23 protein-coding genes and 4 pseudogenes are annotated in these 24355 nt (G+C 55.0%); 9 read left to right on the forward strand and 18 right to left on the reverse strand.

The genetic code is table 11. The features are described 5' to 3' along the window. Positions 1-66 precede the first annotated feature (66 nt). Both Q5Y75_RS21600 and Q5Y75_RS21605 read right to left on the reverse strand, forming a co-directional pair. Positions 67-351, reverse strand: coding sequence for a DUF2934 domain-containing protein (locus Q5Y75_RS21600; protein WP_306201473.1), 285 nt, complete (start codon positions 349-351; stop codon positions 67-69). 527 nt (positions 352-878) lie between these two features. Continuing rightward, positions 879-1802, reverse strand: a complete 924-nt coding sequence (locus tag Q5Y75_RS21605) for a LysR family transcriptional regulator (RefSeq protein ID WP_306201475.1) — start codon at positions 1800-1802, stop codon at positions 879-881. A gap of 101 nt (positions 1803-1903) precedes the next feature. On the opposite strand from Q5Y75_RS21605, the gene Q5Y75_RS21610 reads away from it, so the two are divergent. From Q5Y75_RS21610 to Q5Y75_RS28565, 3 genes are read left to right on the forward strand one after another with little or no spacing between them, the layout of a single operon-like run. Beyond that, positions 1904-2194 (forward strand): putative quinol monooxygenase, encoded by a 291-nt coding sequence (locus Q5Y75_RS21610; protein WP_306201478.1) that lies wholly within the window; start codon positions 1904-1906, stop codon positions 2192-2194. 23 nt (positions 2195-2217) lie between these two features. After that, the gene (locus Q5Y75_RS21615; protein ID WP_306201480.1) at positions 2218-3231 is read left to right on the forward strand and encodes a zinc-binding alcohol dehydrogenase family protein; all 1014 of its coding nucleotides are present in this window, start codon (positions 2218-2220) and stop codon (positions 3229-3231) included. 1 nt (position 3232) lies between these two features. Further along, a complete protein-coding gene (locus Q5Y75_RS28565) occupies positions 3233-3445 on the forward strand; it encodes a VOC family protein (protein ID WP_371933297.1) in 213 nt (70 codons plus the stop codon). Between the two features lie 117 nt (positions 3446-3562). Here the strand turns inward: Q5Y75_RS28565 and Q5Y75_RS21620 are convergent. Beyond that, positions 3563-3985: pseudogene (locus Q5Y75_RS21620) on the reverse strand (DDE-type integrase/transposase/recombinase); the annotation flags it as partial. Between the two features lie 553 nt (positions 3986-4538). On the opposite strand from Q5Y75_RS21620, the gene Q5Y75_RS21625 reads away from it, so the two are divergent. Then, positions 4539-5762, forward strand: a complete 1224-nt coding sequence (locus Q5Y75_RS21625) for a hypothetical protein (RefSeq protein ID WP_306201482.1) — start codon at positions 4539-4541, stop codon at positions 5760-5762. Between the two features lie 109 nt (positions 5763-5871). Here the strand turns inward: Q5Y75_RS21625 and Q5Y75_RS21630 are convergent. The 11 genes and pseudogenes from Q5Y75_RS21630 to Q5Y75_RS21680 all read right to left on the reverse strand — a co-directional run. Next, positions 5872-6516 (reverse strand): annotated as a pseudogene (locus Q5Y75_RS21630) (IS5 family transposase); the annotation flags it as partial. Beyond that, a complete protein-coding gene (gene ppk2 / locus Q5Y75_RS21635; protein WP_306201485.1) occupies positions 6485-7276 on the reverse strand; it encodes a polyphosphate kinase 2 in 792 nt (263 codons plus the stop codon). The pseudogene Q5Y75_RS21630 and the gene ppk2, both read right to left, overlap by 32 nt. Positions 7277-7530: 254 nt before the next feature. Next, entirely contained in the window at positions 7531-7893 is a 363-nt protein-coding gene (locus Q5Y75_RS21640; protein ID WP_306201486.1) for a hypothetical protein, read from the reverse strand. A 109-nt stretch (positions 7894-8002) separates the two neighbouring features. Continuing rightward, complete coding sequence (locus Q5Y75_RS21645) at positions 8003-8773, reverse strand: SDR family oxidoreductase (protein ID WP_306201487.1); 771 nt, start codon at positions 8771-8773, stop codon at positions 8003-8005. Next, a complete protein-coding gene (locus Q5Y75_RS21650) occupies positions 8770-9810 on the reverse strand; it encodes a zinc-dependent alcohol dehydrogenase (RefSeq protein WP_306201489.1) in 1041 nt (346 codons plus the stop codon). Before Q5Y75_RS21650 ends, Q5Y75_RS21645 begins: the two co-directional genes overlap by 4 nt. Then, on the reverse strand, positions 9807-10907 hold the full coding sequence (locus Q5Y75_RS21655; protein ID WP_306201492.1) for a mandelate racemase/muconate lactonizing enzyme family protein: 1101 nt from the start codon (positions 10905-10907) through the stop codon (positions 9807-9809). The genes Q5Y75_RS21650 and Q5Y75_RS21655 overlap by 4 nt, the downstream gene beginning before the upstream one ends. Next, positions 10904-11902 carry an ABC transporter permease gene (locus Q5Y75_RS21660; protein WP_306201495.1) on the reverse strand — a complete coding sequence of 333 codons (999 nt, stop codon included), beginning with the start codon at positions 11900-11902 and terminating at the stop codon, positions 10904-10906. The genes Q5Y75_RS21655 and Q5Y75_RS21660 overlap by 4 nt, the downstream gene beginning before the upstream one ends. Before the next feature lie 3 nt (positions 11903-11905). Beyond that, the gene (locus tag Q5Y75_RS21665; RefSeq protein ID WP_306201497.1) at positions 11906-12883 is read right to left on the reverse strand and encodes an ABC transporter permease; all 978 of its coding nucleotides are present in this window, start codon (positions 12881-12883) and stop codon (positions 11906-11908) included. Beyond that, entirely contained in the window at positions 12868-14403 is a 1536-nt protein-coding gene (locus Q5Y75_RS21670) for a sugar ABC transporter ATP-binding protein (RefSeq protein ID WP_306201498.1), read from the reverse strand. Before Q5Y75_RS21670 ends, Q5Y75_RS21665 begins: the two co-directional genes overlap by 16 nt. 67 nt (positions 14404-14470) lie before the next feature. Beyond that, positions 14471-15445, reverse strand: a complete 975-nt coding sequence (locus Q5Y75_RS21675; protein WP_306201500.1) for an ABC transporter substrate-binding protein — start codon at positions 15443-15445, stop codon at positions 14471-14473. A 53-nt stretch (positions 15446-15498) separates the two neighbouring features. Further along, entirely contained in the window at positions 15499-16965 is a 1467-nt protein-coding gene (locus Q5Y75_RS21680; RefSeq protein WP_306201502.1) for an aldehyde dehydrogenase family protein, read from the reverse strand. A gap of 239 nt (positions 16966-17204) precedes the next feature. Here Q5Y75_RS21680 and Q5Y75_RS21685 point away from each other — a divergent pair, with 239 nt between their 5' ends. From Q5Y75_RS21685 to Q5Y75_RS21695, 3 genes and pseudogenes are all read left to right on the forward strand, one after another. Then, on the forward strand, positions 17205-18233 hold the full coding sequence (locus Q5Y75_RS21685; protein ID WP_306201504.1) for a LacI family DNA-binding transcriptional regulator: 1029 nt from the start codon (positions 17205-17207) through the stop codon (positions 18231-18233). Between the two features lie 10 nt (positions 18234-18243). Next, positions 18244-19851: a GMC family oxidoreductase gene (locus tag Q5Y75_RS21690; protein WP_306201506.1), complete on the forward strand. Its 1608-nt coding sequence runs from the start codon at positions 18244-18246 to the stop codon at positions 19849-19851. A gap of 88 nt (positions 19852-19939) precedes the next feature. Continuing rightward, a pseudogene (locus tag Q5Y75_RS21695) lies at positions 19940-20050 on the forward strand (IS6 family transposase); the annotation flags it as partial. A 249-nt stretch (positions 20051-20299) separates the two neighbouring features. Here Q5Y75_RS21695 and Q5Y75_RS21700 read toward each other — a convergent pair. Both Q5Y75_RS21700 and Q5Y75_RS21705 read right to left on the reverse strand, forming a co-directional pair. Next, entirely contained in the window at positions 20300-20791 is a 492-nt protein-coding gene (locus Q5Y75_RS21700) for a P-loop nucleotide/nucleoside kinase family protein (RefSeq protein ID WP_306201508.1), read from the reverse strand. 10 nt (positions 20792-20801) lie between these two features. Continuing rightward, positions 20802-21707 carry a LysR family transcriptional regulator gene (locus Q5Y75_RS21705; protein ID WP_306201510.1) on the reverse strand — a complete coding sequence of 302 codons (906 nt, stop codon included), beginning with the start codon at positions 21705-21707 and terminating at the stop codon, positions 20802-20804. Between the two features lie 97 nt (positions 21708-21804). Here Q5Y75_RS21705 and Q5Y75_RS21710 point away from each other — a divergent pair, with 97 nt between their 5' ends. Next, the gene (locus Q5Y75_RS21710; protein ID WP_306201512.1) at positions 21805-22452 is read left to right on the forward strand and encodes a class I SAM-dependent methyltransferase; all 648 of its coding nucleotides are present in this window, start codon (positions 21805-21807) and stop codon (positions 22450-22452) included. Positions 22453-22746: 294 nt separating this feature from the next. On the opposite strand, the pseudogene Q5Y75_RS21715 reads toward Q5Y75_RS21710, so the two are convergent. After that, positions 22747-23040, reverse strand: a pseudogene (locus Q5Y75_RS21715) (DDE-type integrase/transposase/recombinase); the annotation flags it as partial. Between the two features lie 330 nt (positions 23041-23370). Further along, entirely contained in the window at positions 23371-23991 is a 621-nt protein-coding gene (locus Q5Y75_RS21720) for a hypothetical protein (protein WP_306201513.1), read from the reverse strand. Between the two features lie 125 nt (positions 23992-24116). Here Q5Y75_RS21720 and Q5Y75_RS21725 point away from each other — a divergent pair, with 125 nt between their 5' ends. Next, positions 24117-24350, forward strand: a complete 234-nt coding sequence (locus Q5Y75_RS21725; protein WP_306201515.1) for a hypothetical protein — start codon at positions 24117-24119, stop codon at positions 24348-24350. Positions 24351-24355: the final 5 nt, after the last annotated feature.

The following is a 24355-nucleotide window of genomic DNA, read 5'->3' on the forward strand; positions in this document are numbered from 1 at the left end:
CTTGCCGCGCCTTGGCATTTGGGAGTTAGGTTAGGTTGCCCATCGCGACCGCAGATCGGATTAGATTCAAACCTTTGCGGTTTTTGCCGCTTTGGGAGCACGCGGCTTCTTGGGAGCAGTCTTTGTTTTTGCCTTGGGCGCCGCTCCTGTCTTTGATGGAGCTTTGCTTTTTGCTGCGCGCGTTTTCGTGGGCGCTTTGCGGGTCGACCCGGCCTCTTTCGGCGTCGGCATCAACGCATCAACGGCTTTGAGCCAGTGCTCCCGATCACGTCCCTCTGGCTGACCTTCGTCAAGCCAAAACTGATAGGCGGTTTCGCGGATTCTTTCTTCGTCGACAGTGAGCATTGTCATGGTGTTATCCTAAAAAAGGCTTCAATCAGACATTGGATTGTTAGCGCTATCTTCTATCCTCATTGCTGCAACTGCACAATTGCGATGGCCGGAGAATTTGAGAAATGTGGCTTCTCTGCACATGCCGTGCCGCAGATCCCCCAATGAGAGTCAGCGAGGCAGTGTTACACGGATGGTTTTGGGTTCTGATGGAATGGACATCCCCTGGCCACTCATCTGATAGGTTTTGGGGATGGAAGCCATCAGTGCCGTCCTAGCTTGAACTGACCACTGCAGATCATATGCTCCACGACCCGTGCAAGGGCTCCGTCAAGTGTAACCGGCTTCTCTTTCCCACCTTGGGCCAATATCTCAGTATCCCACGCCATTTTGGCGGATGGCTAACTGACCTTCTGGGAGGAAAGATCGCAATCACTCTTTTGAATCACCCTATTTCGCACATTACTTTGCAATTAATAAAGCTCAGCGACCGGTGCATCTACAAGTGATCTAAGGGGCGGGAATGGGTCGAGTGACACCCATGACTTTCACAAATCGATGTGTCTGAATGGTCTATTTCCATATCTCGAGTCAGGAACAATGATGCGAAGATGCTCGGCAAATGCCGTAACGCGTCGGGGTTGTGCTCTGCCTGGCGGGAACATCACCTGTAATGGGTTCGGGGGTGGCAAGTACTCAGTGAGCAATGACACCAAAGCTCCAGAGCGAATGTCCTCCGCCACGTCAAACTCTGACTTCAGGACGATACCGTTTCCTGACAGAGCCCAGGACCGGATAAGCCAGCCGTCATTCACGACCCGACTTCCACGAACCGTTACGCGGTGTCGCTTTGGCCCTTTGCCAAACTCCCATACGTTGTCCAATGTTTCTCCAAAGCGCATCACAAGGCAATTGTGATCTGTAAGTTCGTTAGGTGATCGTGGGGTGCCGTGCTTTTCAAGATACGCTGGCGCAGCACAAACGAGACGCTGAAAGGTCCCGAGGCTTCGCGCCCTCAGAGTGGAGTCGACCACATTGCCGAAGCGCACTGCCATATCAAATCCCTGACCGACCAGATCGACATATCCGTCCGACAAAGACAATTCGATTGTGACTGCTGGGTTCTCTTCCATGAATGTCGATATGGCTTGCGATATGATCGAACGCCCCAGATCAATGGGTGCTGAGATGCGGATCAGCCCGGAGAGTGTTTCGGCCCCGTGACGAATGCGTGTGTCGAGGTCAGCAACTTCACTCAGAACGGATTTGGCTCCGTCCACAAGTGTCCGACCTTCCTCGGTCAAACTGATGGAACGAGTCGTGCGGTTAAACAACACCACGCCATAGTGTGCTTCCAGCGCCGCCAAGCGTTCCGAGACGGTGGTTGTGGACATGCCAGTTTCACGGGCTGCTGCAACGAGGCTGCCTTTCTCAGCAATGATCATGAACACGCGAAGATTATCGAGAAGCATTAGCCGTATTTTCCGGATTATATTTTCGGATAATACTTGTTTATCCCGAATGAGCGGCTTCGTAAATTCCCAAAACAGAGATCAATTAAAGGATGATTCCAATGGCTAAACTGACCATAGTCGCCAACATCAAAGCCAACCCCGACAAGATCGACCTTGTGAAGGCTGAGCTTCTCAAGCTCATCGACATCACTCGGTCTGAGGAAGGCTGCATCAACTACGATCTGCACCAGGACAACGAAAACCCTGCGCACTTCCTGTTCTACGAAAACTGGGAAAGCCGCGAGTTGTGGCAAACTCACATGGGTGCCCCCCACTTGGCCGCCTACATGGAAGCAACCGATGGGGCTGTCGAAGAGTTTAAATTGAGCGAGATGAGCATCATCGGCTGATCAATGAGCCAAAGAGGCACGCTATGAAAGCTGTTGGATATACTGAGACTGGCCCGATTGATCGACCCGATGCGTTGATCGACTTTGAGGCTGATACGCCAACCGCGACTGGCCACGATCTGTTGGTGAAGGTGGAAGCGATTTCGGTCAACCCAGTGGATACCAAAATCCGGCAGCGGCGTGCTCCAAAAGGTGAGACACCTGATATCCTGGGATGGGATGCCGCTGGTAAAGTTGTTGGCGTGGGTGAAGCCGCCACCAATTTCTCGATCGGCGACAGGGTTTACTACGCAGGTGCAGTGCACCGGCCTGGCACAAATTCTGAGTTTCATCTGGTGGATGAACGGATCGTTGGCAAAGCGCCAAGCTCGATCTCAACTTCTTCGGCGGCAGCGATGCCACTCACAACGCTCACCGCCTATGAAATGCTGTTTGATCGGCTGCGTATCAATAGCCCCGTGCCCGGTGGTAAGAAAACCCTCTTGGTGATCGGCGGCGGAGGTGGCGTAGGGTCCATTACCATTCAATTGGCCCGTGCTCTGTCCGACATGACGATCATTGCGACGGCCTCCCGGCCAGAAACGAAAGCATGGGTCGAAGAACTCGGGGCGCATCATGTCGTCAGCCACGCCGAACCGCTTTGCCGGCGGATCGAGGCCCTCGGCGTTGGGAGCATAGATTTTGTCTACTCGACGACCCACTCGAATCTTTATTCCGCAGAAGTCGCCGGGATCATGACGCCTCAGGGCCGATACGGGCTGATCGACGACCCAGAGACATTCGACATCATGCCCTACAAGTCCAAGGCCATATCGGTCCATTGGGAGTTCATGTTTACTCGTCCGATGTTCGAGACTGCAGACATGCAGCGACAGGGCGACATCCTGAACGAGGTCGCTGCGTTGATCGATGCAAGCAGGATCAAATCCACCGTTGCGGAGAGCTTTGGCACTATCAACGCCGCCAATCTGATCAAGGCTCACGCACTGCTGGAGAGCGGTAAGTCAAAGGGCAAAATCGTGCTGGAGGGCTTTTGAGATGCCCATTCGGCGGCTGGATCACGTGAACGTCGTGACATCTAACCTGGAGGAGATGGTCGCCTGGTACGAAACCGTCCTTGGGCTGCGTTCCGGGCCTCGGCCAGACTTTTCCTTTGGCGGAGCGTGGCTCTGCGCTGGGGATGCACCAATCGTTCATCTTGTTGATGACACCGGACCAGAGCGTACCGGGTCAGAAGCCGCCTCAAGCTGAAGCATTTTGCGTTCTCGGCGACAGATGCTTCGGCATTCGAGAGGATGCTGGATGAGTACGGCGATCGGTGTTGTCACGTTAACTTCCGGTCGACCAGGGAATGCTGATGCTCGGGCTTCAAGCTGCTTGGGTGGCGGCCTTCCAGGCGTCAAATGCCTCGAGACGGTGGTATCGAATTGTTAAGACGGAGCGGCGGCGAGCGGGGACGCTGAAACAATTGCGGGTGGCTGAGTGGGTGGCCACAAACCGCTGCAGACCTCCCGGAGATCGATGGCCCTGCATTATCCGTTCTCGCTTTCGGAAAGGGAGACGACTGTTTTCAGCTCGATTGGTAAGGCCCTTGTGCGACCAATGATCCAACCCCGGCGTGACCTCACCTTTGGCGGCACCATACGAGCGCAGTATGTCCGTGATGATCCGCTTGGGAATGAAACCAAGTCGCTTTATCAGGCGGCGCAACAGTCGTTTTGCCGCCCGTTTGTCCCGTTTCGATTGCAGGATTTCGTCTAGTACAACGCCTTGCTGGTCGACCGCCCGCCAGCACCTGAAACCATCATCCCGATGGATCACAGGCCGACGATGCACTAACAATCAGTTTGGACCAGTCAGATGTGACCGCTCAGCCGCACTTGTCGCTTTGGGCTCTCACCACAACTTCGCCCCCTCTCGCACGCACGTCGTTTCAAAGAGGCCCAAGGTCATCTAGTCCGCGTAACCTCAAAAAGGTAGCGGCCTTAGAAATGATCGCGGATGGCCAGTTTCAGTGGACTTACGGCGACGGCACCGCCGCGCCAGCATTAGGCGGCAGCGAGCCGAAAGACGACAATGCTGGGTTGGCTACGAACCGGCGCTTTGCCGACCCAGCTGTTGTTCGCCGCTGTAGAAATATCAGGTGCTGTCGGCATCATGCGCCCGAACTGAGAGCGAAAAGCGGAATTTCCCGTCTGGCTTGGCAAAGATCATCCTCGTATGAGGGCCGCTGCTTTCTTGCCTCCAAATGCCATGCTGCATCGGGCAGCGTTGGCGTTTGATGGCCAGTGTGCGAATTTGGAGCCGTTTGTTATAGTTGATCTCAAGCTATGGAGGCTGAAACTTGGTCGACATCACCAACCAGAGCGATTTGGAGCGTTGGCTCGAGAGCAAGCCCGACTGCGATTGCGTGGCTTTGGCGGCACGCGCGGCGCTTCGGAGCTATCCCGTGGTTATGCTAGAGACTCTGAGATCAGATCCAAAGGCGGCAGAGTTTCATCCACTTAGGGCCGGACGTGCAATTATTACCTCAATGGTGGCCACCGTTTGGGATGAGATGAGACTGGACGAAGTAGCGCGAACGCCAGTAGGCACATACCCGTTCGTTGTGAAATCGGAATCTTCTTCCTACGCGGCGGCTTCGGCTGCCTATTCGGCAGCGGAGGCGGCGGATTCCAACCGTGCGTCGGGGCCGGCTACTTATGCCATTGCGACGTCGGCAAGAGCGATCGAAGGCGCAAAAGCGGTTGCACTCGAGGCTGCTCGACTGGATGTAAAACGTGCGGAGAATGCGAGTCTGGAACCCGAAGATATCTTCCGGTTACCGCTCTGGCACGGGTCCGGCCAGCCAAAATCGATCGATGCAGCCCTGAAAGCAATCGGGAGAGATAGCTCTATTCGGTCCGGACCGTGGGCCTTCTGGCTTGACTGGTACCAAGCGTTTCTGAATGGCAATCCGATGAACTGGGAGATGCAGCGTGAGATTTCGCTGATTTCTCACGAGGACTGGCAAACCGGCGCGGCGCATATCGCCGAACTGATTGATGAAATCAGAAGTCGGTACGGAACCACCGCGCCCGGTCAGGCGCAGCTCGCTCAGCATATCCAAACGCTTATTCGAAATGCGGTTACGACAGAATTGGTTGCAGAAAGCACTGCTCTGCAAATCGAGACTGCAGTAGCTGATTTTCTGCGAGAAGCTCAGTTGAACAGATTGCCAGACGAGCTTGAGCTCTTGCACGACCTGCCTCCGCTGTTTCTGCGAATGTCGGCAACCGTTTCCTCCAGCGAAAGAGAAAGCGACCGGGAGGCTGAGTTGCGGGCAGAAATCGACGCCCTGCTCGTACGCATCGAGGAACTGGAAACCAATCTCGAAGCGGCTTTGCAAAAAACGCTGACGGGAACGATTTCCCGCAACGCGGCCGAAAGTTTTGGAAAAACCCTCGGAAGCCCCTGGTTCATAGGCGCTTTGGCGTTGGGGATCTGCCATTTTCTAGGCGCTACGCCGAGCGATATCACACTCGAGAATCTGCGAGCGTATACCGGCGAAGTGATCTCTGGGCGCTGAGTCGCGTGACACTCTCTTTCGATTGCTGCTCATTGGCTTTCGCGATGGCGGGCGGTACTGTCGCAATCTTTGGCCGGCCTGTTGCACGTTCCTGCGGTTTGATCCAACTGATGGTCGGGGCGGAATTTCGATCGATGATGGCGCTGTAACAGCGGCGCGTGTCGTAGGCGCCGTCCGCGATCACAGTCCCGGTCTCGTCATCCGTCGGGATCTGGCCGAGCAACTCTGGCAGGAGCGGACTGTCGCCATCTCGGCTGGAAGTTAATTCGACGGCGCGGATGTCGGAGGTAGCCGTATTCATGGCCAGATGTACCTTGCGCCACTGGCGGCAACCCCGAGCGCCATGCTTGCGGGCTTGCCACTCGCCATCGCCTAGAAACTTGATACCCGTGCTATCCACCAGAAGGCTGAGCGGGCCGTCAGCACGACAATACGGGATCTGAACAGCTTAGGTTTTCTGTCGACGGCACAGGGTGGAAAAGTCTGGCACAGGCCAGTTCAGCCCGGCCATACGCAAGAGGCTGGCGACCATGCCCGCTGTCTGTCTCAGTGGCAGCTTGAACAGCACCTTGATCGACAGGCAGAATTGGATCGCCGCATTCGAAAAGACCGGCGGACGCCCAGGCCGACCCTCGTGCGCCGCAAGCCAGGTCATGTCTTTGTCCAACCAGACAAGAAGAGACCCGCGTTTCTTGAGCGCAGCATTGTAGTCAGACCCGTCCCTATAATAAGGTAGCGTGGGCTTCCGGCACAAAGGTCTGATCGTCCATGGGTGGTCTAACGTATCCACGCTGCGCCGGTCGCTCTTCAAGTATTACTGGCGCGCGCTCAATCTCTTCGTAGGGAATAAGTGACAAGAGATGGCTGATGCAATTCAAACGGGCGTGTTTCTTCACATCGGAATTCACAACGTACCAAGGCGCTTGCTTGATGTCCGTATGCGAGAACATGTCGTCTTTTGCTTTCGAGTAATCTACCCAGCGCTTCCTGCTTTCCAAATCCATCGGGCTTAGCTTCCACTGTTTTGTCGGATCGGTGAGACGCTTTTGGAAACGGCGTTCCTGCTCCTCATCGCTGACAGAGAACCAGTACTTGATCAGTTGAATGCCGGCACGGACCAGCATTCGCTCGAATTCCGGACAGCTTCGCATAAATTCTTTGTACTCTTCGTCCGTACAAAACCCCATCACGCGTTCGACGCCAGCCCGATTATACCAGGAGCGGTCGAATATGATGATCTCACCCGCTGTAGGCAGGTGGGCGACGTATCTTTGAAAATACCATTGCGCCTTTTCCCGCTCTGTAGGTGCCGGAAGTGCAACGACCTGGCAAATTCGAGGGTTCATCGCCTCGGTGATACGCTTGATGGTTCCGCCCTTGCCAGCGGCGTCGCGTCCCTCGAAGACTATTGCAACCCGATGGCCGGTATGTTTGACCCATTCTTGAAGCTTCACCAACTCAATCTGAAGCCGCGCGAGTTCTTTTTCGTAGGTTGAGTTCGAAATCTTGTTCATTTGGATCTCCAAAACTATTCAAAGCAGGGCGGCGGGGTAATCTGGACCGTCGGCTTAGACTCTAAACTTAGCGGATACTCTGCCTGTCATACTGGACCGTTTTCTGGGCTTGTGTCAGGTTTTTCTTTTGCTCAGCGACGCTCGGAAGGGTGGCTCCTGTTGTTGCGTCGGCATATGTGGGTGGTCGCCGTGCCTGGCTGCCGGTTCCAAAATCACTGTCGACAGACAGGCCACAAGTGCCGCCGTGTGATTGTTCAAGATTTCGTCTCATTTGGCACTGGAAGGGGTTGGCCGCAGGATTGGCAGCGACCACTTCTGGATTGCATTTCGACGCGAACCTTCTCGCGGATGTAACTTGCGGCGCGATGTGAAAGTCCCAAATTCTTACGCAGAGCTTCGATATCCTTTTCTTCAGCCTCACAGATATCGCCATCGTCCAGGGCAGCTCTGAACTCGCGCTCCAGCCTAGCACGGCGTCTATGCAATTGATCAGGCTGTGATCGAATGGACATCCCCTGATCTCTCATCTGATAGGTTTTGGGGATTAAAGCCATCACAGCCATCGGTAGCGCTTGTAGCAGATCGATGATGACTTCATCGATGTCACCTACGTCCAATCACGGCCATGAGAACCGAGCGACAGTTAACGTGACAACACCCATCGGCAAGATGATCGACCTGTTGGATTGCCAGAGCAACAATTGTCAAAAGCTTGCAACAGAACGCTTAGCGTCCCATCCATCCCCCGTCGACAACCAGGATTTCACCGTTAACAAAGTCCGATGCTGCTGAAGACAGAAACACAACCGGCCCGGCGAAGTCGGCAGGCGTTCCCCAACGCCCTTGAGGGGTGCGTTCGAGGATTGACTTCGCGCGAACTGGATCGTCCTTCAATGCCTGCGTATTGTCTGTGGCAATATACCCCGGGGCGATAGCATTCACATTCACACCTTGCCCAGCCCATTCATTGGCCAGCGCTTTGGTCAGTTGTCCGATCCCACCTTTCGATGCTGAGTATCCCGGAACTGTGATCCCGCCCTGAAAAGTCAGCAGCGAGGCGGTGAAAATGATCTTGCCCGATCCGCGCGCGAGCATGTCCTTACCGATCTCTCGGGACAGCACGAACTGGCACGACAGGTTGACTTCGATCACCTCGTCCCACCATTCATCCGGATGCTCGGCGGCGGGTTTGCGTTTGATGGTTCCGGCATTACTCACAAGAATGTCCGGAGTTGCTCCGTCCGATCTGAGTTGGTCGATGAACTCACGCAGTGCGGATCGATCGGAAAAGTCGCATCGATAGGCACGGAACGTCCGGCCCAATTCTTTGATCGACTTTTCAACCTCGGACCCTGAAAGTTCCAGCGAGGCGGATACGCCAATGATGTCGGCACCGGCCGATGCCAAGGCCTCAGCCATGCCCCGCCCGATGCCACGCTTACAGCCTGTCACCAGCGCGGTCTTCCCGGTCAGGTCAAAGCTTTGTAAAACATTCATGAACTGGGACCTACTTTGATGAGGCTTTTCATCGCGGTCGGACTGCGATCCAGCGCATCAAATGCAGCCTGAATGTCCGACAAGGGACTGACATCTGTGATCACGACATCCGCATTAACGGCGCCGGAGGCTACGACAGAGACTGCCTTTTCGTAATCTTCCGGCTCATAGACCCTGGCACCGATCAGTTGGAGCTCGCGCCAGAAGAACTGAAACAGGTCGATCTGCGGTTTTGTGGCATGGATGGCCACCATCACTATGCGGGCCCGTGTAGCGGCGACCGCCGTCATCGCATCTACGCCTCGTTGTGTTCCCGATACCTCGAAAACCACATCGGCCCCTTTATTCTCGGTCCGCGCATTCATAGTGTCGACCAGATCGGCTTCGGTAGGATTGATCGTATCAAAGCCAAGCTTTGTCGCAATTGCCAACCGATTGGGGTTTACTTCGGAAATGACCACGTTGCCGCCCGCATCGCGTGCCACCATGGCGACCAGAATGCCGATTGGTCCGCCACCGATCACAACCACATCTTCGCCATGCTGCAATGCCGACAGGCGCACATCATGGCATGCCACCGCAACGGGCTCGATAAGCGCAGCGTGATCCATCCGCAGGTCATCAGGCAATAAATGCAGCGTATGTGCCGGAACAGTCCACAGCTCCTGCATTGCGCCATCCGTATCAAGGCCCAAGAACTTCAGGTTCTGGCAAATATGCCTGTGCCCGCGCCGACAGGCTGGGCATTCACTACAGTGATCCAGTGGTCGCACGACAACCTTCTGACCCGGTGCAACCGTATCGACCCCGTCTCCGACCGCCTCGATAATCCCGGACATTTCGTGCCCGATCACTCGGTTCAAGCCGACCCGCGCGTCCATATTGCCGTGGTAGACATGCATATCCGTACCGCAAATCCCGCAATAGGCGACGCGGATCGTGGCTTCTCCCGGTCCCGCTGGCGTGGACTGCGTGTCTGCCACGGCAAAACTCTTGTCGCCCCTGTAAAACGCCGCCGAAATCGTTTGGCGCGTCATAGATGCATTTCCTTGTGTTCTTCATTCAGCTTGTCCCAGTCAAACACCACGCCCGTACCCGGTGTTTCCGGAGCAACTGCCAAACAGTTTTCTACGACCAATGGGCGGGTGGTGTATTGATCGATTGGAAAAGAATGCACCTCAAGCCAACCTGAATTCGATTGTCCCGCAACCAAACTCACATGGAGTTCCTGCATACCGTGGCTGCAAACGGGTATCCCGTGTTGATGGCTCAGGGCCGCGACTCGCAGCCAGCCGGTAATTCCACCGCAATTCGACGCGTCCGGCTGGACAAAGCTGAGGCGAGCATCATCGAACGCATATTCAAACTCATGGATCGTATGCAGGTTCTCTCCCATCGCCAGCGGCACGCCGGTTTCCAGCGCAATGCGCCCGTACCCTTTGTAATCATCGGGAATGGTCGGCTCCTCGAACCAGAGAATGTCGGTTTCTGCAAAGCCGCGTGCCGCTACAATAGCCTGCTCGACCGTCATCGAATAATTTGCATCGACCATAAAATACCTGTCGGGACCTAGCATGTCCCGAACGGCTCTGGCACGCGCAAGATCATCGGCCAGATCGGGTTGGCCGACCTTGATCTTCACCGCGTTAAATCCGCGCGCCAGATAGCCCTCGGTTTGTGTCAGCAGCTTGTCCAGGGAGAAGTTCAAATCAATGCCGCCGGCATAGGCCTTGCACCGATCCGACGCACCTCCGGCCATTTTCCACAGCGGCGCGCTGCGCTCTTTGCCGCGAATGTCCCAGAGCGCGATATCCACGGCCGATATCGCAAAGGAGGCGATCCCGCCGCGTGCCACATAGTGCACATGCCACTGCATGGCATCGTAAAGCGCCTCAACATTGCTAGCCTCCTGCCCGATCAGGAACGGTGCCAGATCGTGTTTGATCATCGCAAGAATGGCGTGCCCGCCTTTACCACCGGTATAGGTGTAACCAACCCCGTCGACCCCCTGATCCGTCCGGATCGCGACAGTAACCAACTGGAAAAACGTGTGATCCCCGTGTTTGGCGTCCACTAGAACCTCGGCCAGCGGAACATTGAAAAGCTGCGCCTCGACGGATGCTATGTGACTCATGAGCCAATGACCTTTTGTTGTTTCGCGATGACCCGGGATTGCAGCAGGATGACCGCAAACAGGAACCCCCCTCGGATCACCATCTGCCAATAGGCGCTGAAACTGATCGTGCCCTGACCGTTTTCAAAGTTCAGAACGTTGAAGACGAGGCCAAGAAGTAATGCGCCAGCCACCGTCGCCGGGATCGATCCCATACCCCCGGTCAATAGCGTCCCGCCAACGACAACCGACGCGATGGCGGACAACTCCCATCCGATGCCCTCCAAGGGCTGACCAGCCCCGAAACCGGATGCCAGAAACAGCCCCGCCAATCCTGCGCAGCCACCCGAAAGCAGGTAGACAAACGCCTTGGCGCGATTGACCTTCAAGCCCATGAGGTTGGAGGCATCTTCGCTGCCGCCGATTGCGAGGACCGTTCGGCCGATCGTTGTTTTCTCAAGCATAAGCCCGAGAACCAGTGTCAACCCGGCGACGATGACAATGGCCCATGGGAACAAGCCTAACGCCTGCCCCATCCCGAGCTTGGTAAAGTTCGAGCCCCAGTCGACCGAAATTGTCTGCGCCCCAGAAATCACCAAAGCACCCCCCTTTGCCGCAAGCATGGTGGCTAGCGTCGCTATGAACGGAGGGATTCGCAGAACGATGATGCAGAACGCATTGATGGCTCCAAACCCGATGCCAGCAAGGACGGCGCCGGGCAGCGCGACCTGTATTCCGTAGGGGCTGAGATAAGCCGCCACAACAGAGGTAAAGGCCGCGACAGATCCGACCGACAGATCGATCCCGCCGGTCATGATCACAAAGCACATTCCCAAGGCGATCGCGATGAACATGGCATTGTAGTTCAGGAAGGACGAAAAATTATAGGCGCTGCCAAAGTTGTCGTATCGCATCAGTCCGAACAGGATCAGGGCCAGCAAGGCCACCCAAACCGTGACCGAAGCAGAATTGCGGCGCAGATATTTGCGGAGATCAAAGGCCATTTCATCAAGCATTGATCAGGTCCTCCGGAACTGCTGCATCCACACGGCGAGTATGATGATTGCGGCCTTTGCGATCAGCGCGACCTCATCCTCTACCCCGTTCGCAAGAAGCGTATATTTCACGAGTTGAATGATCACTGCGCCCAGAATGGCGCCGAAGATCGGCGCTCTGCCACCCTGTAGCAGCGCGCCTCCGACAACCGCGGCGGCAATCGCGTCAAGTTCCATCAAGTTGCCGTTTCGCGCAGCGTCCGAAGCAGAGTTGATTGCCACCACGATCAGCCCTGCAAAGCCGGAGAGCACCGCGCAAATAACATAAGCCCCGATCTTTACCCTGCGCACCGGGCCACCGGACAGGAATGCCGCGCGTTCGTTCCCCCCGATCGCCAGCAGGTAACGCCCCCAGGTGGCTCTGGTGATCACCCAGAACAGGACACAAGCAATCACAAGGGCCAACCACCCTTGGAATGGCAGCCCCAATATCTTGCCTGTCCCGAGATAGCTAAAGGACGGGTTTGAGAAGGTCTGCAGGTTCCCGTTGGTGAGGACCTGTGCGATGCCACGGCCAGAGATGAACAGAATGAGCGTTGCTATGATTGGTTGGACGTTCAACACGGCCACCATGACCCCATTGAAGACACCGCAAAGCCCGGCAACCAACAGCGGCAGCATGATCGCCAGAGCCACGCCCAAAGCTGGATTTGCCGCTCCGAGGTCAGAGAGGAAAATGAGCGGTGCAAGCGCACCGGCCAGAGCCATGACCGCGCCGACGGACAGGTCGATGCCGCCGGTGGCGATCACCAGTGTCATTCCCATTGCGACGATCGCGATGGTCGCGACCTGGCTGATGTTCACGAACAGGGTCTGCAACTGCAGGAAATTCGGCGTGAACAGCGAATTGAAAACCAGAAGCGCAGCTAGAGCAACGATCCCGCCATGGAAACGCAATGGCATTGATGCGACCCGTTTCGGAAGCTTCATTGTGCGTTCCATGTGTCGGCTCCTGCGTCGTGATGCGCAAGTGCGCCCACCAGTATGTTCCCTGTGATGCCCGGGTTGGCCAGTTCCGTCACCGAGCGGCCTTCATGCATAACGACAATACGGTCAGCACCTTCCACCAACTCCTCGAACTCGGAGCTGATGAGTACAACACCGAAGCCTTTGTCGACATAGGAGCGGATAAAGGACTGTATCTCGCGTTTTGCGCCCACATCCACGCCACGGGTCGGTTCATCCAATATCAGGATGTCTGGTTCGGTCGCCAGCCAGCGGGCCAGCAGAACCTTCTGCTGATTGCCGCCGGACAGTTCGCGGATGGGCTGATCCATATGGGCGGCCTTGATCCCCAGATCGCTGATAAACCCGTCAACGATTGCACGCTCGCGTTCGAAATCTATCTGGCCGCGCTTAGCCAGTTTGGGCAACAATGCGAGGGTCATGTTCTCGCGCACGGACATGTCAGGGATGATCCCTTCGGCCTTTCGGTCTTCGGTCAGGAACCCAATCCGCTTGCTGATTGCTTCGTCGGGGCCCGAAGGCTGTCCGGTATGGCCATCAAGTTCGATGACTCCGTCTTCAAGCGCGTCTACGCCAAAAAGCGCGCGCGCCGCCTCTGTTCGGCCCGAACCCAGCAACCCGCCGAGCCCGACGATTTCGCCGCGGTGAAGGGTCAGATCGAAATGCGTCAACCGCGGTCCGCTACAGACATTCTCGGAACGCAACAGAATGCTGCCCCGCTTCGCTTTGGCGCCAGCAAAATCTGTCATGCCCTCGGCTGCGATCTCGTCTGTGTTCCGGCCAAGCATATCTGCAATCATTTCAAGCTTTTTTGTCTCGCTGACGATGCGGGTGCTGACGGTACGGCCATCTCGCATGGTCGTAACACGATCACAAATCTGAAAAAGCTCGTCGAGGAAATGCGAAACATAGAGAACTGACACACCCTGGTTCTTCAACTCCCGCACCACACCAAACAGAACCTCAACTTCGCTTGCATCAAGCGAGGAGGTTGGCTCGTCCATGATCACAAGTTTTGCTTCAAGCGACACGGCCCGCGCTATTGCCACAAGCTGTTGAATTGCAGTCGAAAAATTGCCCAGCGGCTCGGTGACGTCTATGTCGATCCCGAAGCGCGCAAGCACTTCACGCGCTCGCTTGTTGCCTTCGCGCCAGTCTACGAAAAGCCCCAGGCGTTTGGGTTCGTATCCCATGATGATGTTTTCGGTAACGCTGCGCAGCGGCACCAAGTTCAATTCCTGATAGATCGTTGCGATCCCTGCCTCTTGCGCCTCGCGAGGGCTTGATATCTCGCTCTCGCCGCGCCCAATCACTACGCTACCGCTATCCCGCCGGTACACCCCAGTCAGGACCTTGATCATTGTCGATTTACCGGCACCGTTCTGGCCAATAAGGGCATGAACCTCACCCGGCGCAATCTCAAGGCTGGCTTGGCTAAGCGCAGGTACGCCCGCAAAAGACTTCTCGATGCCCGACATCGAAACAAGAGCATTCATGATATCTCGAACTCCAGAAAATTGCGGGCGGAACCGACGGCTTGCCGGCCCCACCCACCAGGGAGGATCAATAAGCCTCGTCGATGTGATCGGCAGCATTGTCCTGGGTAAAGACACGGTCTTCGACCTTTACCCATTCGGGAATCTGCTCACCGGCAGCGTATTTCTTCATGACCTCGCAAGCCAGCGGGCCAAAGAACGGTGAGCTTTCAACCGTTACTCCCATCTTGCCGTCGATGATAGCCTGCAGAGCATCACGTGTTCCATCGATGGATACGATGGTCACATCCTCGCCCGGCTTCCGGCCTGCCAGTTCCAGGGCCTGGATTGCCCCAATCGCCATCTCGTCATTATGCGCATAAACAACGTTTACGTCAGGATGCGCCTGCAGCAGCGTTTCCATAACCTGACGGCCCAGGTCGCGAGCAAAATCGCCGGTCTGCGAAGCAACGATCTCGAACCGGCCATCTGCCGCTATAGCATCGTCAAAGCCCTTCTTGCGGTCATTCGCGGGCGACGAGCCGGTCGTACCTTCCAGCTGCACAATGATGCCCTTGTCGCCATCAAAGTTTTCCATCAGCCATCCGGCTGCGCGATTTCCCTGATCGATGAAGTCCGACCCAAGGAATGCAACGAAGTGTTCGCCGGGCTTAGCAACAGCAGGGTCTACCGAGCGGTCAACGAGGAATGTGGGAATACCCGCAGCACGCGCTTTCATCACCGCCGGGATCAAGGGCTTTTCTTCGCGCGGCGGCAAGAAGAGCACGTCGATGCCCTGAGCGATCATGCTATCGACATCGGCCACCTGCTTGGCAGCGGAACCAGCCGCGTCCGTTGCGATAAGGTCCCAACCGCAGGCTTCGGCGGTATCATGAAACGACTTGGTTTCCGCGATCCGCCAGGGGTTGTTCGATTCCATCTGCGCAAATCCGACCCTGTAACGGTCTTTCTGCTCCAAAGGTGGCAGATCCTGAGCCAGCGCCGTGGTGCCCAAGAGCGCCCCAGCGATAACCGATGAGATCAAGAAATGTCTGCGTTTCATAGTTTTCCTCCACTATTGATGCGGTCTCCTCCGTTTGACCGCGGATTATCAGGTCATGCCCAATTCAGGTAAGTTGTCTGCTTTCTCAGGTAGCCGTCGAACCCATATGCTCCGTCTTCGCCACCAATGCCCGACAAGCCCCAACCGGTGTGAAAACCCTGAACCGCCTCGCCATTGGAGCGGTTAAGGTAAAGTTCCCCGAATTTCAGACGGCGCGGCGCCTCCATCAGCCGCTGATGGCGCGACGTGAAGAGATAGGCCGAGAGGCCAAAGGACGTATCATTGGCATGGTCGATGGCCTCGTCAAAATCACCGATACGCGTTGCCGCAACAACCGGGCCAAAAACCTCCTCTTGCATGATGGTGTTTTTGTTGTCCGACACCTCGAGAACAGATGGTGACATCCAGTGACCCCTTCTGTAGTCGCCAGCGGTCAGCGGCCCGCCCGCCAAGAGAACCTCTGCCCCTTGGGCGACGCTGCGATCAACAAGTCCGGCAACCTTGGCCACTTCAAGCTTACTGACCTTGGGGCCGATATCGTGATCAGCCATTGGATCTCCGATAGTCAGAGCCTTTGAAGCCTCAATAAACTTTTCAAGGAACTGATCCGCGATAGCTCGGTGCAGATACATGCGCTCATTACAGGTGCAGATCTGACCGCAATTGGTAAACCGCGCAACGATTGCTGCCGCGACAGCCGCGTCGATATCGGCATCTTCCATGACAATAAATGGCGCCTTGCCGCCCAGTTCTAGCCGCACAACTTTTATCTGCTCTGCCGCATTCCGAAAGATCTCGCGACCTGCGCGTGTGCTACCTGTCATTGTAATAAGTGCAGTATCGGGATGTCCGACAAGACGTTCGCCAACGATGGGCCCTTTGCCGGTCACAACGTTCAGGACACCAGGGGGGAAACCTATTTTGTCTGCCAGTTCCGCGATTGCGAGGCCGGACAAAGGCGTGATTTCGTGCCCCAGCAAAACGACTGTATTCCCGGCAACCAGCGCCGGTCCGATCTTGCGCGCCGCAAGCGCCAACGGGTAGTTCCAGGCGGTCAGGGCAACAACTACGCCATAGGGGTGTCGCCTGATCTGAATTTCTTCTGACCGGTTATCCGACGTCACGATGTCACCGGAAATTCTGCGCGATTCTTCAGCAGCATGGCGCAAGAACGTGACGGCCGCAGCCACTTCTCCTTTGGCCTGCGATATTGGCTTGCCTTGTTCTGCAGTGACCAGGACGGCTAGTCGCTCAACTTCTCTCTCGATCGCATCCGCCAGTGCCGCGACGGCTTTCCCACGCTCGATGGCCGGTTGCGCGGACCATCGTGGAAAGGCGTCCTTGGCGGCTGCCACTGCCATATCCGCGTGAGCGGCATTTCCATCAGGGACATATGCAACAACGGCCTCGGTCGCGGGATTCTCCACCGAAACCAGCGAGTCATTCAATTCAACGAACCGACCGCCGATGTACATCGACCGTTGATCCGCGTTTTCGACAATGCCCGACGCTGGCTGCATTGTCTGACCTCCCTGCTTGCGATGGATGAGTCGAAAAACGACTGCTATCACTAATTCGAACATTAATATTATCTGCCAGTCAATACTAATATTAACTGCAACTGCTAATATTAGTTGCGAACGCTGTGTGCGAGGGGTACTAATATTTCAGGGAATCAGGATACGAGATGAACGAACAGCCAAATAAGTCACGTCAACACAGAGGCGTCGGTAAAGTCGCTGGTCGACAGAGAGTAACCATGCATGACATCGCGCGGGTTGCCGGATGCTCACAAACAACAGTGTCTATTGTTCTCAACAGGAACGACTCGGTCAAGATTTCGGACGAGACGAAAGCACGCGTTCTGGATGCTGCCAAAACGCTGGGATATTCGGTGCCCATTCAAAACACCAAGCCGAGCTCCAAAGATCAAAGGTCGCCCATTCTGGACAATGCGATTGCATTTGTTGTGGATGACTTGGCGAGTAGTCCTGAAATGGTCAACGCATTCAGCGGCGTCAAGCAAGCGATTCGGGAGACCGGAAATCTTGTGCTGTTGGCCGAAACTCAGAACGACCCGGCAGTTGAGCCAAGTACGCTGCAATTCTTTTTGGACCAGAAAGTTGTCGGCATAATATACGCCACCGTTTTCACGCGCCGCGTGGTTGTGCCGGAGATCCTGCGTCAATCCAATACGCCGGTTCTGTTGCTAAACTGTTTTTCCGACGATTTGTCGTTTCCCGCAGTCATACCTGGGGAAATTGCAGGAGGACATTCGGCAACCAATGCGTTGATCAGAGCCGGTCATGAGCGCATCGCGACGATCACGGGTGAGCCATTCATGGAATGTGCTGCGGGGCGGACAACGGGCTATCGCAACGCTTTGGCTTCCGCTGACATCCCGTTCGATGAAGACCTTGTCGTAGAAGGAAACTGGCTTCCAAGCGCGGGCTATGCGGCCACCAGGGATTTGATGAGGCTGCCCAACCCACCTACAGGTATTTTTTGTCAAAACGACAGAATGGCTATCGGATGTTATGAGGCGTTGAAAGAGCTCGGGCTCGCAATTCCGGAAGACGTGTCCGTGATTGGCTTCGACGATGATGAAACCGCGCGCCATTTATCACCGCCACTAACATCGATGATCTTGCCAACCCGTGCGATGGGGCGTTGGGTGATTGAACAGCTGTTTCACGGGCCAACCGGGGATCAACGGCACCCGCTGGTAAAGCTGGAATGCGAACTCGTTGAGCGCGATTCGATCACCAAACCCAAATCGCGCGGCTAAGGGCAGTATCATGACTGAGACTTTCGATCACATTGTCATCGGAGGCGGTTCTGCCGGGGCCGCTGCGGCCGGACGACTGGCAAAAGATGGCAAACACAATGTACTTGTTCTAGAGGCTGGACACTCCAACCGCCACCCGCTTCTTGATATGCCGCCGGGCATTTTCAAGATGATCAATGGCTCAAAGTTCATGCGGTATCACCGTACTGAACCACAAGAGCATCTGGATGGCCGGATTCATGATATCCCTCAAGGACATGTCCTAGGGGGCGGATCATCGGTCAATGCACAAGTCTATATGCGTGGCCGACCTTCGGATTACGACGCCTGGGACGACTTGCTGCGTCAAAACAACGATGGCGTTGGATGGGGCTGGGATGACGTTCTGCCTTATTTTGTTGGAATGGAGGGTAACAATCGCTTCGCCAACGACCTTCATGGCACGGATGGCCCGCTACTGGTTTCGGACCCCGGGCATATTGATGACATGTCGCGATGGTTTGTTCAGTCCGTACAGGCGCTTGGCGAGCCGTTCAATCCTGACTTCAACGGGCCAACCCAGCGCGGCGTTGGCTTTTACCAATTCACCAATCGATCCGGCCGACGTAGTTCATCAGCCTACGCCTTTCTAAGCCCGTTGGCGTCCGACACGGCTCTCACCGTGCGCCTGCATGCGGAAGTCACCAAGATTGTCATCGAAAATGATAGAGCTGTAGGGGTCGAGTACAGCGACAAGACGGGCCCGCACCGAGTGCGCTGCGATGGAGAGGTTTTGCTCGCTGCAGGTGCTCTGGTTACACCCAAAATTCTAATGCTTTCGGGGATCGGACCAGAAGCGGAACTGTCCACTCATGGCATAGACATTGCCTGTCCATCCCCCGGCGTCGGCCAAAATCTGATAGATCATCCCGAAGTGCCGATTACCGCGTTTGCAAATGGTCCTTACGGTTATTTCAAGCAAGGCGACGGCTGGCGGATGCTGCGAAACGGTATCCAGTTCAAATTGTTCGGCACTGGCCCCATTACATCCGCTGGCGTAGAAGCCGGAGCCTTCGTAAATCCAGCCAATCCGGACGATGACCCTACGATTCAGGCCTTCTGCGTGCCAATTGTTTACCTTGACCGCGATGCACTTGATGAAGTGAGCGATAACTATGGTCTCACTGTGACGACTGTTGTGGTCAAGCCTAAATCCCGAGGCGAAGTTCGTCTTCGTTCGTCTGATCCGAGCGTGATGCCCAGCGTCTCACCAAACCTCCTGAAACACGAAGACGACATGGCTGAAATGATCCGCGGGCAACGGTTCTTCCGAAGGGCTTTTTCGGCCGGGCCGCTTGCAGAACGTATAAAAGAAATCGTGATACCATCAACAGATGATGACGAAACTCTCCGAGCGCACTGCAAGCGCTTCGTGAAAACAAACTATCATCCAGCTGGAACGGCCAGGATGGGAAAAGATGGAGACCCTATGGCCGTACTTGACGCGCGAATGCGCGTACGCGGCATCGAAGGGCTCAGGGTATGCGATATGTCGGCCGTTCCCGACATAAACGCCGGAAACACCAATGCGCCCGCAATGATTCTCGGAGAAAGATGCGCTGACCTTGTCTTAGAGTAAGCTTTGACGGTTCCGTAACAAACTCTGGCGTTGATTGGATGAAGTCATTCAGCAGACTAAACAAACTAAGTTAAGTCGAAGGCCGTTCATGATCTCTTTCAAGGGTGCTGATTATCCGAATGAAGTTATGCTGTTCGCCGTGTTTTTCTATGTCCGATACGGGGTGTCGCATCGGGATCTGGAAGAAATCATGCACGAGTGAGGCGTGTCTGTGGATCACCTGACGGCATAGTGGCTGCACTCGAGATAGAAGTCGTTCTTGCCCTGTTGTGCTTGTGGGTTGCAGGCAGTGGGAGGCAAAAAAGGCTGGTATCACACTTCGCGTTATCGCGTAGTCTCCGGATTTGCACCACAGTGCAACTAGATTTTGTTTGTTGGCCATCCGCTCCTGGAGATCGGGTGGTCGCTTTATGCTTTCTGTCTTCAAGTCAGTCTATTTAGGCCAGGATTATTGGCGGTGAGTTATGACGTGAAAACCCTCGTCGGATGATGGTGGAACAAAACACTGCGCGATACGCCGAAACTGATCTTCCGTCGTAGCAAAGGCATGCGAGCCCTCTTGGTTACGCTTGTGTAGCCGGGCCAAGCATAGCTCATCAGGTACATCCAGAAAGTGGAGTATCTGCGCCGCCCCTGTACCTTTGATCAGCCCACGCGCCCACCTTCGGTTTTCGATTGTATTTGCCGGGAAATCGAGGACGACCGAAACCCCGGCGACCAGCATTGATGTCACATGTGGGCCCATGATCTGCCCAAGTTTTGATGCACATCTCACATAGTCCTGTAGTGATGACATCTCCTCGCCAAACAGTGCGCTCAGCCATTGATCCTCTGATATGAGAATTGCTGAATTTTTACGTGCCAGTTGTGCCGCCAGAGTGGATTTTCCGGAAGCGACTTTGCCGCACAGCAGGTGGAGTGTTGGTGTAACATGTGACATTTGAGGCTTTCTAGGTGTTTCTGCTTGTCCGATCGCTCAGCTGTTCCGCAAGCTGATCGAACACTAGTCGGATCCGCCGCGCCGTGTGCAATTCTGAATGCGTAGCCAGCCAAATCGGGAATTTGAAAGGCTCTCGGTCCGGCAAAACGCGCTCAACACCGGGTGTCAACGCGGCTATATCGTCCGACATCACACTGACACCAAAACCGTGGCGCACCATCTCCCACGAAACGATCCCGCTTTGCGAACCGATTCGGAAGTTCTTTCTTGTGACGTCGATGCCAGCTGGGTTTAGAAAGCCGACCATCGTGTCCACATCTCCAAAACCCACGAAGTCCAGTTTGGCGAGCTCGTTTTCGTTTCTGGGTCGCCCAACCTGTTCAAGGTAAGAAGGCGCCGCATAGAAATGTGCTGTGGCCTCTGCCACTAGCTTTGCAATCAGATCTAATTGCGTCGGTCGGACATGTCTGATGGCAATATCAGCTTCGCGCCGCTGAATATCTCGTAGGTCATTTGCAGCGACAACATCAATCTCAAGTCGTGGCGCCGCAATCCTGATCTGCTTCAGAATCGGCGGCAACTGAAAAGCTGACATCACGTCGGATGCTGTGATTCTGACTTGGCCTTCGATAGCTTGTGATTGGCTTGTCGCTGTCAGTGAGATTCTGTTCGCGACATCTGCCATTTCTTTGACGTGCAACAAAAGCTCAGTGCCAGCGATTGTGAGTTTCAGCGATTTGCCGACCCGTTCAAACAAGGTGATGCCAAGCGACTGCTCCAGCGCTGCAACTTGGCGACCTACCGTAGGCTGAGTTTGCTCAAGCACGCGTGCAGCCGCAGAGAACGAGCCCTCCTCCGCTGTTGCGAGAAAAGACCGCACCTGGTTCCAGTCGAAGTTGATGGCCTTCCAATTCATGCATTTATGCATAACAGTTCTACGAATTCTGGCAATTCCATAAGATCACGTTTAAAAGTATTGGGTGCGCCAACCAACTCATAATGCGAGAGCTACAATGGCTGCTTTATCCAAAGATGCTGCTTTCTGGAGCAAAATATCGCGCAAGTATGCGGCTGATCCTATCCGGAACATGGAAGGGTATTTGAACACGCTTGAGCGCACGAAGTTGTATCTGAATGCCAAAGACAACGTACTGGAAATTGGCTGCGGGACGGGTTCAACGGCGCTACTGCTTGCGGCGCAAGTTGCTCATGTAACCGCGACTGATCTCGCCTCAGGCATGATCGAGATTGCGAATGAAAAGCGCGCGGAAGAAGGATTAAAAAACGTCACATTCAAGGTGGCCGAGGTCCTGGAGCATCGACTTGATGAAGGATCATACGACGCTGTCCTCGCGCACAATCTGCTTCATCTTGTGCCTGACCTCGATGATGCGCTCGCGCATATTTCTTCGCTGACGAAGCCCGGTGGGGTTTTCATTTCAAAAACCGTTTGTGCGCCGCAGAACGGGGGCGTCAAATATACGATGATCAGTCAGATCGCGATCCCAATCATGCAGGCGCTTGGGAAGGCGCCATTTGTCAATTTCATCTCAGCGGAAGAACTGGAGCGGAAAGTTGTCGACGCGGGCTTCAAAATCGTAGAAACCTCGGATCAGGCCGGGATGCTACCAAGCCGATACATCGTTGCGCGAAGGTCTTGAGCACGTTGTACCTAGAATCCACGGGACATAAGATTGACGCTCTGGGCAAAACAGATCGGGCTTGCCTTTGGTTCTCCAAGTTGCTGCGTATTCAATGAGAAAGGACGTGCGCTGCATTGCGACAGACACCGATCTCAGGCCCCTTCTTCAAAACGTCTACGTTCGGCCTCCATGGCACGGCGCCATTCTTTGCGCAGCAGGTCCATACGGCGGGGAATGGGCATATTGAGCACCTCAGCCGGCTGTGTCGCAATCTTTGGCGTGGTTCAAAGCTAACGCTTTGATTGGGTGTAGTCATCCAGCGAGCCCTGCGAATTGACGGAATCCGTTTGTCGAAGGCCCAAGCTGCCCCTTGCGGATCATGTTGGCAGTCTCGATTCCTGCAAGTGTCGCTGCTGCTGAGACGAAGCTTTTGAAACCGAGCATAGGCCTCGTAAGCCGTTTGATGGACCGGTGATCCTGCTCAATAATGTTGTTTAAGTATTTTGATCTGACGGTGTCAATCGTAACCGGTATCCGCAATCGCTTGAACATTTTGTTGATCTCTTTGATCCCGGCCGCATTGCTCCTGCTTTGGTCAATGGTGATCCCAGCTACGCGTCGCCATCGATGGTGGTCGTAACCTCAAAAAGCGCCAACGATGCAGCGTCTCCGATGCCCGCTTTGAGCCCATACCTGAAGTGCTCCGGTCCGAACCCTCGCATGTGCTCAAATATCACCGACCTAAGACATCATGTGCGCCGCAAAGAGAAATGCGGCCATTCGTTCACAGCAAGGAGAAATTGGGGCTTTGATGTCTGAGACGCGGACTTTGCCTTCATCTAACGCTCCAGATTCGACGTCGGTTGTTCTGAAAGCCCTTAGATCAAATATAATTCAAGCATGACGGTTGAGCGCTTCGATTCCACCATTGATGAGCTAACGCAATGCCCGTCGGCTCTTCAGCGGTTCCTTGGCCACTGCAGCGCGTTGCAGAAAGAGCAGCTCGCCCAACATCTCGTGGACCGCTGCTTTTTTCGGGGTAGGTTCCAGAAAGTCAAACAGACGCAACAAGTTTGCCGGGTGTTTTACGACCAATGCTGCCAAACGCTCTTTCGCGGTATCGACCTCATAGGCCGCAATCATTTGCGCCGCGGCTTGCGTTGGGGTCAGCAGAGCATAATCCTGTGGCCGCATCGATGTTTCCCGCAGCGCGTCAAACGGCGATGCACCGAGCGCACGGAATTTCGGCATATGGATGCGTATGTCAGCAGCGCGGTTCTCAATCACCGAACCGGATCGCTGAAAGTATTCGAAAGGGGCGAGTTTTTTAAATGCGCGCCTTCGCATCGGCGCGGACAACATATCAAGATCTGCACGATCGTAGCGCAAATCGTCAAAGACGGAGATCAACCTCAGTCCAGCGTCGGCTACCATCAAGTAGGGATCGGCGTTCAGTACCGCCACCATGTCGGCAAAGTTTGCATGCTGCTGCGCAGCTTCATAAGGTACAACCAAGTCAGTCTTCCGATCAAAAAGACGTCTAAGTTGATCTATCATCAAGTCGAACCCTTCATTCGCTTCGACGCGACGATCCTCAATTGGTAGTCGCAGACAAGCAGATAGGCTTTACGAGGTGCAAAAGAACCCTAAGTGCTGAGTAGGAATCCTTAGGTAAAACTATCATGCTGCAAGACAAGAAATCAGAAACCGATGCCGAGCGAAGAAAGGCGCTGCTGCGGCGCTTGTTATCTGACCTGAGCCGGGCCAATCCCGAACTCTACTATCATTCGACGAGCCAGATTTCTCGGTTATTGAAGGATCATATTTCTGATGGCAAATCGCTAAACGGAGAAGATCGCAAACTTATGGAATCGCTCACCTGCCGCGACCTCGAAGTCCTCCTTAGTCTACATTAGCGGCA

The organism is Ruegeria discodermiae (assembly GCF_030758345.1).
In the GTDB taxonomy this organism is placed as follows: Bacteria; Pseudomonadota; Alphaproteobacteria; order Rhodobacterales; family Rhodobacteraceae; genus Ruegeria_C.